Below are 13,421 nucleotides of genomic sequence, written 5' to 3'. Positions count from 1 at the left end.
TTTCGGGAGCCGATCTCGGCCTCCGGCACAGTGCCCCATGCCCCCTCACCTCCAACGGCCCGTGCAGGGACGCGTGTTGGCACCGGGCACTCCGGGGACCGGTCATGCGCCGCCGCTTCGCTCCCCACTCCGCGAGGACTGTTCGGCCGCATCCGCATCCGCATCCGGCTCGGGCGCTTCGTCGAACGCCGCAAGCATCTCCCGGGACCACGTCAGGCTGCCGTCCCTCAGGTCGTCGATCACCCCGCGCAGCCAGCGTTCCTCGGCGCCGAGGACGGTGAGCAGGTACTCGTTCTCGATCAGCGTGATGCGCGGGAGTCCGGCGGGGGCTCCGGCGGTCTGGCGCTCCAGTTCGGCGCGCTGGGCCGTGAGCCGTGCCAGCCGGCGCTCCAGGATCGGCGCCACCTCGTCCGGGTTGAGCATCAGCATGTTCGACAGTGCCGCCGGGAACACCGGGAACTCCGCCTTGGGGACCGCCAGCATCTGCTCCAGCCACTCGCGGGTGACCGCCCGACCCTCGTCGGTGACCTCGTAGACGGTCCGCTCGGGGTACTGCTGGTCCCGCTCGGTGTGCCGGACGGTGATCAGCCCGCCGGTCTGCAGCCGCTCGATGGTGCGGTAGAGCCCGGCCCGCTGGCCGACGTTGACCACCTGTTCCTTGCCCCACTGCTTGAGCAGTTGCTGGATGCCGTACGGGTGCAGCGGGCGGTGGTGCAGCAGCACCAGCACGGTCAGGCCGAGCGGCGAGCTCTTCACGGGGGCGGTCATGCAGGTCATCGTAGTCACCATTCGAACTAGTTGCACTGAGACTAGTTTCTTTGCAACTATGTGCGCGTCAGGTCCAGGCACTTCCTTTGGGAGGGGTAATGAGCAACAACAGCGGCCGCAACGGCCACCGCACCGGCATACGGACGGCGCTCGTCATCGGGGGTGGGGTGGCGGGGCCGGTGGCGGCCCTCGCGCTGCGCAAGGCGGGCATCACGGCGACGGTCTACGAGGCGTACCCGACCGCGGCGGACGGCGTCGGGGCCTGGCTGGGCCTGGCGCCCAACGGGCTGGCGGCACTGGCGACGGTCGGTGCCGATGCGGCGGTGCGGGCGGCGGGACAGCCGGTGCCGGGGATGGTGATGGCGGACGGTGCCGGCCATCACTTCACGAGCTTCGACGGCTTCCCCGAGCTGCCCGCCACGATGACGATGCCGCGCGACCGACTGTTCCGGGCGCTCGCCGATCACGCGGCCAGCGAGGGCATCCGGTTCGTGTACGGGAAACGGTGTGTCGACGCCGAGGAGACGCCCGACGGGGTCACCGCCCACTTCGCCGACGGGACCTCCGCGACCGCCGACCTCCTGATCGGCGCCGACGGCATCCGCTCCACCGTCCGCACGGTGATCGACCCGCAGGCGCCCGCACCGGAGTACGGCGGGGTGCTGAGCTTCGGCGGCCAGACGGCGGCGGGCAGCGGCATCGACGCCGAGGTCGAGGTCGAGGCCGCACCGGGCACCATGTACTTCGCGTTCGGCCGCGCCTTCATGGGCTACTGGCGGGGCCCGGACGGGCGGTTGATCTGGTTCGCCGGGCTGCCCACGGACACGCCGCCGAGCCAGGAGGACCTGGTGCGGGTACCCACCACCGAGTGGTTGCGCAAGCTCCGCGACCTGTACGCCGGCCACGTTCCGGGCGAACGGCTGCTGCGGCACACCGACCCCGACGCGCTGATGGTGGTCGGCCAGATGGAGCGGATGCCGTCCGTACCGCACTGGCACCGCGGGCGGATGGTGCTGGTGGGCGACGCGGTGCACGCGCCCTCCTCCAGCTCCGGGCAGGGCGCCTCACTCGCCATCGAGAGCGCCGTCGAACTGGCCCGCTGTCTGCGCGATCTCCCCACGCACCGCGAGGCGTTCGCCGCCTACGAGGCGCTGCGCCGGCCGCGCGTGGAGGCGATCGGGCTGAACGCCGCGGCCGTCAACAAGGTCAAGGCGGGCAAGAGCGAAGCGCCCGTGCCCGCGTTCCCGGCACCCGAGGAGATGTTCCGCGCGCTCCACTTCCATCGGATCGCATGGGAGGAGACGGTGCGGCCGTGACCTGGTACGGACCGATGTCCTGGGCCTCGCCGCCGACGGGGAGGTCGTAGGGGGCGGCCGCGCCCGTTGCGCGGGCGGTGGCGCAGGCCATCGGGCGGCGGCCACTCACCCTCCCCGCTCACCTCTATCGCACTCCCTTCTCACTCACCACCGCCCAGTCATCACCTCCCAGTCACCACCTCTCACTCACCACCTCTCACTCACCGTTCGGCGCTTCCGGCACGGCAGTTGCCAGGGCGTTCAGGCAGGCCCGGACCGGTGGGCTCTGCGCGCGGGTGTTCCAGGCAACGCGGATGTCGCGGCGGAGGGCGGGACGGGTGGGGAGGAACCGCACGCCGGGCGGGGCGGGTCGGCGGGACATGGCGGGCGTGAGACAGGCGGTGAGGTTGCGGGAGACCAGGGCGAGTTGGGTGGGGTGGTCGGCGAGGAGGTAACGGACGTCGGGTTCGACGCCGCGGGTGCGGAGCGTCTGGACGAGGGCTTCGTACGCCTCCGTACCGGGTGGGCAGCAGGCCCAGGCGGTGTCGGCGAGTTCACCGAGGTCGGCGGGGGCGGTGAGGTCGAGGGTGGCCCGGTCGGCGAGCGGGTGGTGCGCGGAGAGCGCGACGTAGACCTCTTCGCTGACGAGGGTGCGGAGTGTGACGCCTTCGGGGACGGTGAGGGGGCGGGGCGCCCAGCTCTCCACGAGGAGCAGGTCCAGTTCGTCGTTGGCGAGGCGGGGCAGCAGGTCGATGGCCTCGCCGTCGACGACCGTGGGAAGAAGGCGGGGGTGCGCGGCGGCGAGGGCGGCGAGCGCGTCGGGGAGCAGGGTACGGATCGCGCTGCCCACGCCGCCGATGCGGAGGGGGCCCAGGACCTCGCTGCCGAGGTCGGCCAAGTCGGCTTGTGCGGCGGCTAGTTGAGCGATCAGGTGGTCGGCGTGGGCGGCCAGGACGCGGCCGGCGTGGGTCAGGCGGACGCTGCGGCCGTGCGGCTGGAGGAGGGAGTGGCCCGCCTCGCGTTCGAGTTTGGCGAGCTGCTGGGAGACGCCGGAGGGCGTCAGGTGCAGGGTGCGGGCTGCCTGGGCGATCGATCCGTGGGCGGCAACGGCGGCGAGCGCCCGGAGCCGGTCAATGCTGAACACGTTACGGATGCTACCGATTATCGGGCTTGAATCATTGCTTTTCGTTCACGGTCAGGCCCGGCACAGTGGATTCCATGACGACTGGAGACAAGGCGGTGGAGTCCGGGTCGGGGACAGGGGCGAGGGCAGGGACAGGGGCAGGGGCAGGGACAGGGGTGGGGTCACGCGAGACGTCGTCGAAGGCTCGGGTGGGGGCCGGGTCGGGGGCCCTCGGCTCCGTGTGGCGGTGGTCCCCACCAGGCGGCCGGGCGGGGAATCCCGTAGTGCTGGCCATCGCGGGGTCGGCGTGCATCTCCGCCTCGGCCGTCTTCATGAAACTCTCCGGGACGAACGCCGGGACGGCGGCGTTCCTGCGCTGCGCACTGGCGCTGTTCCTTCTGGTTCCGCTCGCCTGGCGGGAGGTGCGGCGGATCGGTCCGCGGCCGGTGCGCTACCAGGTGATGGACGTCGGCGCCGGGGTACTGCTCGGCGTCGACATGGTGTTCTGGGCGGCCAGCGTCCTCACCGTGGGCGCCTCGGTCTCCACGGTGCTGCTCAACGTCCAGGTGGTGGTCTTCCCACTGCTAGCCCGGCTGGTGTCGGGGACCCGACTGTCCGGGCGGTTCGTACGGATGGCCCCGCTGATGTTGGCCGGGGTGGCGCTCGCGAGCGGGGCGATCGGGCATCCGCAACCCGGCAGTGACCCGGTCGCCGGGGTGGCGTTCGGATCGGCGGCGGGGGTGGCGTACGCGGGATACCTCTTCCTCATGCGGCTGGGTGGCGGACGGGAGCACACCCTCAGCCCGGTGTGCCTCTCGACCGCGGCGGCCGCGGTGACGGCGGCGGTGATGGGCGGACTGTGGACCGGGATCGACCTGAACCCGGGTTGGCCGGCGTGGGGTTGGCTGATCACGCTCGCCGCCGTCGGGCAGGTCCTTGCCTGGCTCCTGATCACCTCCGCGTTGCCAGGACTGGCACCGAGCGTCGGTGCCGCGCTGTTGCTGCTCCAGCCGGTGATGGCCTTCGCGCTCGGCATCGCGATCGGCGAACGCCCGACCCTGACCCAGGCCGCGGGCTGCGCCCTGGTGGTCGCGGCGGTCTGGCACAACAGCCGGCCGGTGCGGGGGCGTCGGAGGGCGGCCCGGTGAGGAGGCGGTGCCCGTCCGTCCCGAGGGCGCGCCGCCCGGACGCTGCGCCGCGATACGGTCACGGCATGGCTGATTCCCCCCGGGCAGACCCCCGCCTGACCACGCCGTCGTTCCTCGTGCTCGGCTTCATCGACCAGTTGGGCGAGGCCAGTCCGTACGACATCAAGGGCGCGGCCGCCAGCACGGTGGCCCCCTTCTGGTCGATGCCGCACGCGCAGGTCTACGCGCAGTGCGACCGGCTCGTCGCGGCCGGCCTGTTGTCGGAGTCCCGGCAGGCGGGCGGGCGCAACCGGCGGCTGCTGAAGCTGACTCCGGCGGGCCGGGCGGCCTTGCAGGAGTGGCTCGCCGACTCGACCTTCGTCCCCGTCGAGGCGCGGGAGCGCGGCATCCTCAAGCTGTGGTTCGGCGGGCGGCCGGAGGTCCACTCCCCCGTACAGCTCGAAGCACACCACCGCACGCTCGCCGAGTACGAGGAACTCGCCGAGGAAGTAGGGGAGTTGCTGACGCGGGGACAGCGCGAGGCGCTGGAATTCGGCATCCGCTACGAGCGGATGATGATTGATTTCTGGCAGTGGGTGGAGCAGCGCGGCGAGTAGGACGCCCGGCAGGAAACCACGACCGACGGCACCGAACCGGCGGCCGATGTCGCCGCCCACCCGGCGCCCATCCGCCGCCCGTCCACCGCTCATCCGCCGTACTCACGGCGCCACTTGGGGCACCCACCCTCCCCCTGCCTCCACGCTCCTCCCCATTTTTCCGCCAACGCCACGTGTGTCCTACCGGCGCGTAAAGACGAAGCCGCGCCACCCATTGACCACGGCACGGATCCCCTTTACCTTCGCGACAGTCCAATTAGGACCATCCAGTAAGGACTGTCCAGTAAGGACAGTCATCGGCCACCGGGTCAGTCAGGGACAGGGCCGCGATCCAGGGAGTCGCCATGAACCGTCTGAGGGGGGCCACTTGGCGCCGCACGGCCACCATCGCCGTGGTCGTCGTCTGCGTGGGGTATGCACCGATCGCGATGACCGAACTGTGGCCGTACGCGCACCGGGGCGCACCGGCCGTCGGCGAATGGCTGCTGGGCCGGGCGGTGTCGCCACGGTACATCGCCGACGCCCTCGCCACCCGCATCGGCCCGTACGGGCGCAGCCTGGCCGCGATGATCCTCCATTCGGTGTTGGGCGGCGTCCTGATGCTGCTCGGGCCCGCGCAACTGCTCTCGGCGGTCCGGCGGCGCATCCGGCTGCACCGCGCCCTGGGCGTGGTGTTCGCGCTGACGGTGTACGCCTCGATGACGGGCGCCGCGATCTATCTGGCGCGGACCGCGCCGCGTGACGCCTTCAGCGGACCGGCGTTCTGGATCGTGCTCGCCACCATCCTCGTCGGCACCGTCCTGAGCGTCACGTTCGGCATCCTCGCCGCCGTCGGCAACCGCCCCGATCTGCACCAGCGGTGGATGCTGCTCTGCTACGGCTACCTGATGACCGCGCCGCTGCTGCGCCTTGAGTGGGGCGCGCTGCCGGTGCTCCTGCCCGGGCTCTCCATGGCAGACGTGAACCGCGTCGCGGTCATGCACCTCGGGTCGGTCGTCGCCTTCGGGGCGCTGCTCGCCTCCCGCGCGATGGACAAACGGGACACCGCCCCCGGAGTGCGCGGCACCTGGGTGCCGATGCCCGTGCTCGCCGCGGCCCACGTGGTCGGTGCGTCGGCCCTCGTCTGGATCGTCAAGTCCTTCCTGGGATGGGGCGCTACGGGACAGCGCCTGCTGGCCGCCTACCTGATCCCGTTCCTGGCGACCTACCTCATCATGTTCGTCTGCCAACGGCGGGCGGGCCAGAGCGGCAGGAGTTGGGCGCGCGAGGAGTGGCGGCTGCACCTGGTCGCACTGTGCCTGGCCCCGCTCTTCTCCGCCGCCGCCGGGCTGTTCTTCGAACGCTCTATGGGTCTGGACCGGGGTACCGCACTGGCCGCGGGGATCGCCATCGGCTGCGGGATGTTGGCCTTCGCGGCGACCACGATGGTCAGTCTGCGGCTGATGTTCGGACGCGAGGTGCTCAAGCGGGAACGGCTGACGACCACCGCGCGGCCGGAACGGGGCCCGGCCCGGGTGGGGTGAGCGGAGGGACGACACCGAGCCGTTGACCGGACCACCGCAGGGCACGCCAGGCCCGAACGCCTCCCTGGCCTGGCCCAGTCGGTAGGCGTCGCTCCTCCGCACAACAAGCCCGGAGTCCAGCGCGCGCTGGAGGTCGCCGACGGCCGCGAGGGGCTGCGCCCGAAGCCGCGCCCGACAACGGCACGGCAGGCGGGAACCGCCCTCCTTTGGGTGGGCGAGGATGTCAAATCAAGCACGGCTGGTGTGTAGACGGCGGACGACGGCCCGGCTCCGGGGGGGAGCCGACTACGTGCGGATCGAGGTACGCCACGACGCCCCTATGCGCCGGCCACCCGGCACCCGGCACCCGGCCATCACCGCAGCCGATTTACGCGCCTTCATGTGATGCCGGCTCGGATCCGTCGCGGGCTCGGGGTAGCAGATGCCCAACTGGTCGACGTCGACGAAGTCGGTCTCGATCCCGGGCCGGGTGAGGCGGGTGTACAACTCCCAGGCAGCAGTGGGCCTACCGACTCCTGGCGGGCCGCAGAGCCACGGCACGGGCGACACCGCGTTCCTCATCTGCCCAGCACCGGCCCCCGGCGACGCGCCAGAACTCCGGGGAAGGGCGAGTCGGCGACCGGCCCGGCGTCATGCCCCGGAATGTCACGATCACGTCCATGCCCGTCGACGGACTTACCGCAGTCCAGCAGGATCGGACGGGTCCCGACTCAACCAGGCAGCCAGCAAGCACGTCTTACGGACAGCCACAATCCACAATCCACCGTCCGCAGCCCGCAGCCCGCAGCCCGCAGCCCGCAGCCCGCAGCCCGCATGACAGAAAGCCCGGCAGTCCATGTCCCTGCAAGCCCGTCGCCGTTCCCTCGGCACTGCCTGTCTCGCGCTGGGCGGGCTCGTCCTGGCCTGCCTCGTCGTCGGTTCCGGACTGTGGGCCAAGGACCACACCGTCTGGTTCAAGCGGTTGCGGGGCGGGAATGCCTGGGCCCTGACCTACCAGGGCGATGCCGTCGGCGGCCCGGGCCGTGCCACCGCCGTCCGTTACCGGTTCAACCCGGACAGTTTCCGGCCGGTCCACCGCATCGAACGGCTCGGCCGCACCCCGCTCCCGTGGAGCGGCCACGTACTGGTCAACACCGGAGAACTGGCCTGGGTGGAGGTGGACCCGGCAGGTGACAAGGTCGCGACGTGCCGGATCCTTCTCGACGGTGTCCGCGTGGTCGCCGAGGGCAGGTCTCCCGCCCCCGGGCGCCCCGCTGTCTGTCAGGTCACCACCAGCAGCACACCCGAGAAGTGGCCGCACTGATCCGCGCCGAACGGTCAGGAGCCGCAGAACCTCCGCGGCGCCGGCCCCACGCCCCTCCCCCATAAGGTCGAGGCATGCTTCTGTGGATCAACGGCCCCTTCGGCGGCGGCAAGACGCAGACCGCGCATGAACTCCAACGACGCCTCCCCGGCAGTGTCCTCTGCGACCCGGAACCGCAGTTCACCGAGCACGTCTGGACCGACCACCTGACGATCCATCAGGTCGCCGACCGCATCGCCGCCTCGGCCGGCCTGACGCTCGCCCCGAACACCGACGGCCCACTCCGCGCCCGACTCCGCCGGGCCTGGACCGGCATCCGGCACATCCGCTTCGACTGACCCGTGCCGAGGCCGGCCGGACCGACTCATCCGGCCGGAGGACTACGCATCGCGGCCGGCGCGCCCGTACTCATCCGCCAGCCGGACGACCCGTTCGGCGAGCGGTCCCAGCTCCGGTTCCCGGCGCACCGCGGCCCGCGCCAGGCGCGCGACCTCAGCGGCCCATCCCCGCCGGTCTCCACCGGCCTCATCCCTCTCACGTACCTCTGGCACCTCCCGCACCTCGTGCGGTTCGCCGATGCGGGCGAAGCCGCGGTCGAGCAAGCCGCGGGCTTCATCCGGGTGGTGCCTGGCCAGCGCCTTGACCGCCCCGAGGGCATTGGCCAGGGCACTGGCCGGCCGCGACCATTCGTCGTCCCGGGCGCGCGCCCGCGGGTTGTCCCGGTCGTAATCCGGATCGTCCTCGATGGACTCCGCGCGTACGGACAGGTCGAGCCGCCAGAACAGCGGCAGCCGGGCGAAGCGGACGAACAGCAACCGGCGCCGGTCGGAATGGCGAAAGTCGGGATCGCAGCGCACTTCCGCCACCGGCTGCACCCGCCCCAGTACGCCCCCCACCCGCGCCAGGCACGCCGCGAACGCGCGGTCCGGCACGACCCATTCGACGTCGATGTCGCTGTAGTCGTCCGCGGTGCCTGCCGCCAGGGAGCCCAGCGGCAACGCCCGTGAACCGGGGCAGTCGGCCTCCAGGGCGGCTCGCACCGCGTCCGCGAGCGCCTGGCGATCGGCCGCACCGTCCATGGCGGAAGCGTAGGGCAGCCTCGGCCGAACCGCGCCCAGGTCGTCGACCGCTGAGCCGTCCCGACCCTGACCCCACCGAACAGGCCCTAACCGCGCAGCGCGCCGTACACCGACCACACCACCGACACCAGCGGCACCGCGACGACCGCACCGAGCACCCCGGCCGTGACGCCCCCGCAGACCACCGCCAGCGCCACCACCACCGGGTGCAGGCTCACCGCGCGGCTCATCACCAGGGGGTGCAGGATGTGGCCTTCGAGCTGACCGATGACCACGATGAGCAGGACGACGAGCAGGGCCACCAACGGGCCCTTGGCTGCCAGGGCCACCACGGCCGCCACCGCCAGCGCGACCGGCGAGCCGACGAGCGGGATGAACGCCGCGAAGAACTCCAGGACCGCCAGGGGCAGGACCAGCGGAACGCCCAGTACGAACAGGGCACAGCCCACGAGGACGGCGTTGGTCGCGGCGATCAGCACGATGCCGCGGGTGTAGCCGGTGAAGGTCGTCCACGCCGCGCACCCCGCCGTACGCGCCGCACTGCGTCCACGCTCCGGCAGCTGGCCGCCGAACCACAGCCACATCCGGCCGCCGGAGTGCAGGAAGAAGATGGAGCAGAACAGGGCCAGCACCGCCACCGTCAGAACCTCCGCCAGGCGGCCCACGCCGCTGAGCGCGGTGTTGATCAGGTTGGCGCGATTGCTGGACACGAAGTGCGAGACCCACGTTTGGAGGTGGGCGAGGGAACCGTGCTGGAGATGGAACGGCGGGCCTTCGAGCCACCGCTCGATCCGCGCCACACCGCCGGTGAACACCTCGCGCAGACCGGGCCACTCATCGGCCACATTGGCGCCGATCAGGCTGAGTACGCCTAAGAGGAGCACGATCCCGAGCAGCAGTCCGAGAGTGACGGCCGCGGAGCGCGGCAGCCACCGGTCCAGCAGACCGGTCAGGGGTTCCAGGAGCGCGGTGAGCACCAGGCCCAGGAACACCGCCAGGGTGACGAGGTGGAACCGCCCCAGGCCCATGAAGACCACGTATACGGCGGCGCCCACGACGAGCAGCCGCCACCCGTAGGCGGCGGCCACCCGCAGCGGCCTGGGCACGACGGCGGCCTCGCGCAGCCGTGAGCCCGGGATCTCGCCGGCCGGCGGCCTGGTCGGCCACCGTCTCCGGCGCAGGACGGCCCGTCGCGCCGGGGTCGCGGCATCCCGCGGCCGGCGGCTCGGGTGGGCTCGGCGGGCTCCGTTCGACACCTTGAGCCGCCACCTCCTCCCTCCCACGGGCCTCCATATGGGCCCTCCTGCCACGGGCCCTGAAGGGACCGGTATCACCGCTGGGCGGTCACCGAACGCGACCGGCCGGTATTCCCTCGAAGGCACCCGGCCGGCGTCGTCGGGCGTCGCCCGTCGTCATCCGGCGTCACCCGTCGTCATCTGTCGCGATCTGTCGTGGCTGGCTGCTGTACGTGGTGCCGCCCCGCCGGGGAGTCCTGCCGGGGAGTCCCGCCGGGCACCGCCGCGCCGGAAGCCTTCCAGGGTACGGCGCGGTGCCAGTGGCGCCCGGGCCGATCGTCCGGCCCCGGCTTGCCGATACCGGGCGTGACCTGGGCCGTTACGCCCGCCCCGCCCTGCCGCGAGAGGAGTTGCCGTTACTCCGACTGAGGCACACAGTGAAAGAGAAGACTCGAACGAGATCGGAGCACATCGTGGTCGTTCTCGGCATCATCTTGCTCATCATCGGCTTTCTGACCCACCTGGCGTTCCTCTGGACCATCGGCATCATCATCCTCGTCGTCGGCGCGGTCCTGTGGCTGCTCGGCGCGGTGGGACACGCGGTCGGCGGACGGCGACACTACTGGTAGCTGCCGGTGACACCGCTGGCAGCGGCTACGGGTGGCGGTCGGTGGGAGCGGCCGCCGGCCGGACTGTGGGAACCGGCTCGTTCTTCCGCGGGGATGCCCGAGCCCCCGCCGCACCTCACCGACACCCCACCGCGGGACGGTCCAGAGCCAGTCAGGAGACAGACGGTATGAGTGCGGAAGCGGACCACGGCGGGACGACGTACATCATCCAGCCGGCCGGCGGAAGCGGGCAGCACGCCGGTCACCACCAGACCTTCCCCCATCCGCTGAAGGCCCGGGTCGTGGACAGTCAGGGCCAGAAACCGGTCACGGAGCTGCCGGTGACCTTCGCCTGGGATTCGCTCAGTCAGCAGGCCCTCTTCGAGGGCGACCAGGCCGTCGTCACCGTGCTCACCGACCCACAGGGGTACGCGGAGACCCCTCGGCTTGAGGCCGGCGACGCGGCCGGCACCGCAGCCTTCACCGTCACGGCGGCCGGCGCGCCCCCGGTCCACGTCGAGATCATGGTCGACCACTGAATCATGGTCGATCGCTGAGTGGATCGCTGAGTCGCTGAGTCGATCGCTGAGTCGCTGAGTGGATCGCTGGGTCGATCGCTGAATGGTCCGCCGCCGGTCGCGCCGCCAAGGGTGCACGGCGGCCCCCGTCCCGGGCCCGCAGTCCGCAGTCCGCAGGTCGCTGTGCTCGGCCCCGAAGCTGCCGCCCCGGCTCGTCAACCGACCAATGTCCGGACGTCGGTGTTGGCTCCGCACAGCACGATGCCGGTCGTCGTTCCCTTGCCTGGCTCCGCACCCCCGCGGGGCGGCCAGGCATCCTCCGCATCGAGGGGGCTCGCCTGCCATGCGGCCCAGGCGGCCAATGCGGCGCCCGCCGCATGCTCGACCGCGATGCGCTGCTCCGCCCACAGCAGCGCGCGGGCGCGCACGATCTCGGCGTCGGACACGGTCACGCAGTACACCCCGTCCTGTTGCGCGGCGTGCAAGGCCAGCGCGGAGGCCCGCCGGGCGCCCAAGGAGTCCGCGGCCACCGAATCCACCGTGACGTCGACCGGCCGTCCGGCCCGCACGGCGGCGTTCAAGGCACAGCAGTTCTCCGGTTCGGCGGCGATGACGCGGATGCCGTGGTGTCGGGCGGCGGCCGCCACTCCCGCGAACAGTCCCCCGCCACCGACCGCGACGACGACGGTGTCCAGGTCCGGCACCTGGGCGCGGAGCTCGTCCAGCACGGTTCCCGCACCGGCGGCGATCAACGGGTGGTCGTACGCGTGCGAGGCGAGCGCGCCGGTCGCGGCGGCGAACTCCCGGCACGCCGCCAGTGCCTCCGCGTACTCCGCGCCCACGAGTCGCACCTCGGACCCGTACGCCGCCAGTTTCGCGACCTTCACCTCCGGTGCGTTCTTCGGCAGGAAGATGGTGGCGGGCACGCCCTGCTGCTGCGCGGCCCAGGCACCGGCCAGTCCCGCATTGCCGCCGGAGGCGAGGGTGACGCCGACGTCCGGCAGGGTTCCGGCGGCACGGTGCGCCAGCAGGAAGTTCTGCGCGCCGCGGGCCTTGAACGACCCGGTGTGCTGCATGTACTCCAACCCCAACCACACCGGCCCGCTGCCGGGCGGCTCCGCCGCACCCTCCGTGCCCGCCGCTCCCGTCGTGCTCCGCTGGAACGCCGCCACATCGAGCGGCGCGACGGCGAGCGGCCGCACCTGCCCGGCGATCCGCCCGGCCGCAGCCGTCACCTCGTCGTAGCTCAGGTCCTCACCCATCGCTCGCCCCTCACTCCCCACAACTCTTCCTCGAAGGACGGCCAGCCCCCTCCCTCCACCCTACGTGCAGCCGGCGCCACGAACTGCCCCGGCACAGACGCTGACCCGCGATACAAAGACCGCATGCATCGCATCCCCGTCTGCGGCCCAGAAGGCCCCCTGCGCGTGTCCCCCGCCGCCCATGCCCCGGGACCGCACCCGATGGCGGAACCCCCGGTCCGGGCCGTGCTCTTCGACTTCTCCGGGACGCTGTTCCAGATCCGCTCGTACTCGGAACGGATCCGGGCGGCGCTCCCGCAGCCGGTCGACGACGCGACAATGGAGCGCATTCTCAACGGACTTGAGGCAGGTCTCGCCGACCCCGTCGTGGTGGCGGCGCAGCGCGCCCGCGACGTCTCACCGGAGGCGCACCGGCACGCCTTCACCACCTGGTACTCCTCGGCGCCCGAACTGGCACCGTTCGCCGACGCGCTGTACGCGCACCTCAAAACCCCCGAGCAGTGGCAGCCGTACGCCGACACCGGGTCCACGCTGCGACGACTGGCGGACAGCGGCCTGGCGTTGGGCATCGTCAGCGATGTCGGCTGGGACCTGCGCCCCACCTTCGCTCACCACCGCCTGGACTCCTACTTCTCCTCCTGGGTGCACTCCTACGAACACGCCACCGAGAAGCCGGATCCGCGGCTGTTCCACCACGCCTGCGAGGAACTCGGCGTCGAGCCGGCCGCGACGCTCATGGTGGGCGACCATCCCGCGAAGGACGGTGGCGCGGTCGGCGCCGGTCTGCGCTCCTACGTCCTGCCCGCGGGCGCCGCAGCCGGCTCGTACCGCGGGCTGGCGGCGGTACTGCGCCTCGCCGCGATCGGCTCGTGACGCGTGAGGTGCCCGCCCGCCGTGACGTACTTGCGTGCGGCCCCGGGGCTGCCGATAGCCTGAAAGGCTTTCCACTCCCGTGGAGGGCAG

The 13,421-nt window shown here is 71.9% G+C and carries 14 protein-coding genes; 9 read left to right on the top strand and 5 right to left on the bottom strand.

The annotated features are described in order from the left end of the window. Positions 1-102 precede the first annotated feature (102 nt). Positions 103-768 (bottom strand): PadR family transcriptional regulator, encoded by a 666-nt coding sequence (locus ACO0M4_RS14770; protein WP_430370565.1) that lies wholly within the window; start codon positions 766-768, stop codon positions 103-105. Positions 769-866: 98 nt separating this feature from the next. Between ACO0M4_RS14770 and ACO0M4_RS14765 the strand changes: the two genes are divergently transcribed. Continuing rightward, positions 867-2,084, top strand: coding sequence for an FAD-dependent monooxygenase (locus ACO0M4_RS14765; protein ID WP_430370564.1), 1,218 nt, complete (start codon positions 867-869; stop codon positions 2,082-2,084). A gap of 196 nt (positions 2,085-2,280) precedes the next feature. On the opposite strand, the gene ACO0M4_RS14760 is transcribed toward ACO0M4_RS14765, so the two are convergent. Continuing rightward, positions 2,281-3,207, bottom strand: coding sequence for a LysR family transcriptional regulator (locus ACO0M4_RS14760; RefSeq protein ID WP_430370563.1), 927 nt, complete (start codon positions 3,205-3,207; stop codon positions 2,281-2,283). Between the two features lie 263 nt (positions 3,208-3,470). Here ACO0M4_RS14760 and ACO0M4_RS14755 point away from each other — a divergent pair, with 263 nt between their 5' ends. The 5 genes from ACO0M4_RS14755 to ACO0M4_RS14735 all read left to right on the top strand — a co-directional run bounded on the left by ACO0M4_RS14755 (position 3,471) and on the right by ACO0M4_RS14735 (position 8,094). Further along, positions 3,471-4,334, top strand: a complete 864-nt coding sequence (locus ACO0M4_RS14755; protein WP_430370562.1) for a DMT family transporter — start codon at positions 3,471-3,473, stop codon at positions 4,332-4,334. Between the two features lie 65 nt (positions 4,335-4,399). After that, positions 4,400-4,930: a PadR family transcriptional regulator gene (locus ACO0M4_RS14750; protein WP_430370560.1), complete on the top strand. Its 531-nt coding sequence runs from the start codon at positions 4,400-4,402 to the stop codon at positions 4,928-4,930. 344 nt (positions 4,931-5,274) lie between these two features. Next, positions 5,275-6,453, top strand: coding sequence for a DUF2306 domain-containing protein (locus ACO0M4_RS14745; protein WP_430370558.1), 1,179 nt, complete (start codon positions 5,275-5,277; stop codon positions 6,451-6,453). An 835-nt stretch (positions 6,454-7,288) separates the two neighbouring features. After that, positions 7,289-7,756 carry a hypothetical protein gene (locus ACO0M4_RS14740; RefSeq protein ID WP_430370557.1) on the top strand — a complete coding sequence of 156 codons (468 nt, stop codon included), beginning with the start codon at positions 7,289-7,291 and terminating at the stop codon, positions 7,754-7,756. 74 nt (positions 7,757-7,830) lie between these two features. Beyond that, positions 7,831-8,094 carry a hypothetical protein gene (locus ACO0M4_RS14735; protein ID WP_430370555.1) on the top strand — a complete coding sequence of 88 codons (264 nt, stop codon included), beginning with the start codon at positions 7,831-7,833 and terminating at the stop codon, positions 8,092-8,094. A 42-nt stretch (positions 8,095-8,136) separates the two neighbouring features. On the opposite strand, the gene ACO0M4_RS14730 is transcribed toward ACO0M4_RS14735, so the two are convergent. Beyond that, positions 8,137-8,835 (bottom strand): hypothetical protein, encoded by a 699-nt coding sequence (locus ACO0M4_RS14730; RefSeq protein WP_430370553.1) that lies wholly within the window; start codon positions 8,833-8,835, stop codon positions 8,137-8,139. 86 nt (positions 8,836-8,921) lie between these two features. Next, positions 8,922-9,941 carry an AI-2E family transporter gene (locus tag ACO0M4_RS14725; protein ID WP_430370552.1) on the bottom strand — a complete coding sequence of 340 codons (1,020 nt, stop codon included), beginning with the start codon at positions 9,939-9,941 and terminating at the stop codon, positions 8,922-8,924. 602 nt (positions 9,942-10,543) lie between these two features. On the opposite strand from ACO0M4_RS14725, the gene ACO0M4_RS14720 reads away from it, so the two are divergent. Beyond that, positions 10,544-10,699 carry a DUF6131 family protein gene (locus tag ACO0M4_RS14720; RefSeq protein ID WP_430370551.1) on the top strand — a complete coding sequence of 52 codons (156 nt, stop codon included), beginning with the start codon at positions 10,544-10,546 and terminating at the stop codon, positions 10,697-10,699. Positions 10,700-10,866: 167 nt separating this feature from the next. Then, positions 10,867-11,217: an Ig domain-containing protein gene (locus ACO0M4_RS14715; protein ID WP_430370550.1), complete on the top strand. Its 351-nt coding sequence runs from the start codon at positions 10,867-10,869 to the stop codon at positions 11,215-11,217. Between the two features lie 194 nt (positions 11,218-11,411). Here the strand turns inward: ACO0M4_RS14715 and ACO0M4_RS14710 are convergent, their stop codons facing one another. Beyond that, entirely contained in the window at positions 11,412-12,458 is a 1,047-nt protein-coding gene (locus tag ACO0M4_RS14710; protein WP_430370549.1) for a pyridoxal-phosphate dependent enzyme, read from the bottom strand. A gap of 123 nt (positions 12,459-12,581) precedes the next feature. On the opposite strand from ACO0M4_RS14710, the gene ACO0M4_RS14705 reads away from it, so the two are divergent. Then, positions 12,582-13,331 carry an HAD family hydrolase gene (locus ACO0M4_RS14705; protein WP_430370548.1) on the top strand — a complete coding sequence of 250 codons (750 nt, stop codon included), beginning with the start codon at positions 12,582-12,584 and terminating at the stop codon, positions 13,329-13,331. Positions 13,332-13,421: the final 90 nt, after the last annotated feature.

This window comes from Streptomyces sp. RGM 3693, assembly GCF_050471125.1.
GTDB lineage: Bacteria > Actinomycetota > Actinomycetes > Streptomycetales > Streptomycetaceae > Streptomyces.
Note: the sequence above shows the minus strand (reverse complement) of the source record. Positions and strands in the feature narration are given on the sequence as shown.

Coding starts and splice junctions, on each gene's coding strand:
- ACO0M4_RS14705 (WP_430370548.1), top strand. CDS start 12,582: ATGCATCGCATCCCCGTCTGCGGCCCAGAAGGCCCCCTGCGCGTGTCC.
- ACO0M4_RS14740 (WP_430370557.1), top strand. CDS start 7,289: ATGTCCCTGCAAGCCCGTCGCCGTTCCCTCGGCACTGCCTGTCTCGCG.
- ACO0M4_RS14745 (WP_430370558.1), top strand. CDS start 5,275: ATGAACCGTCTGAGGGGGGCCACTTGGCGCCGCACGGCCACCATCGCC.
- ACO0M4_RS14730 (WP_430370553.1), bottom strand. CDS start 8,835: ATGGACGGTGCGGCCGATCGCCAGGCGCTCGCGGACGCGGTGCGAGCC.
- ACO0M4_RS14715 (WP_430370550.1), top strand. CDS start 10,867: ATGAGTGCGGAAGCGGACCACGGCGGGACGACGTACATCATCCAGCCG.
- ACO0M4_RS14750 (WP_430370560.1), top strand. CDS start 4,400: ATGGCTGATTCCCCCCGGGCAGACCCCCGCCTGACCACGCCGTCGTTC.
- ACO0M4_RS14710 (WP_430370549.1), bottom strand. CDS start 12,458: ATGGGTGAGGACCTGAGCTACGACGAGGTGACGGCTGCGGCCGGGCGG.
- ACO0M4_RS14770 (WP_430370565.1), bottom strand. CDS start 768: ATGACCGCCCCCGTGAAGAGCTCGCCGCTCGGCCTGACCGTGCTGGTG.
- ACO0M4_RS14765 (WP_430370564.1), top strand. CDS start 867: ATGAGCAACAACAGCGGCCGCAACGGCCACCGCACCGGCATACGGACG.
- ACO0M4_RS14735 (WP_430370555.1), top strand. CDS start 7,831: ATGCTTCTGTGGATCAACGGCCCCTTCGGCGGCGGCAAGACGCAGACC.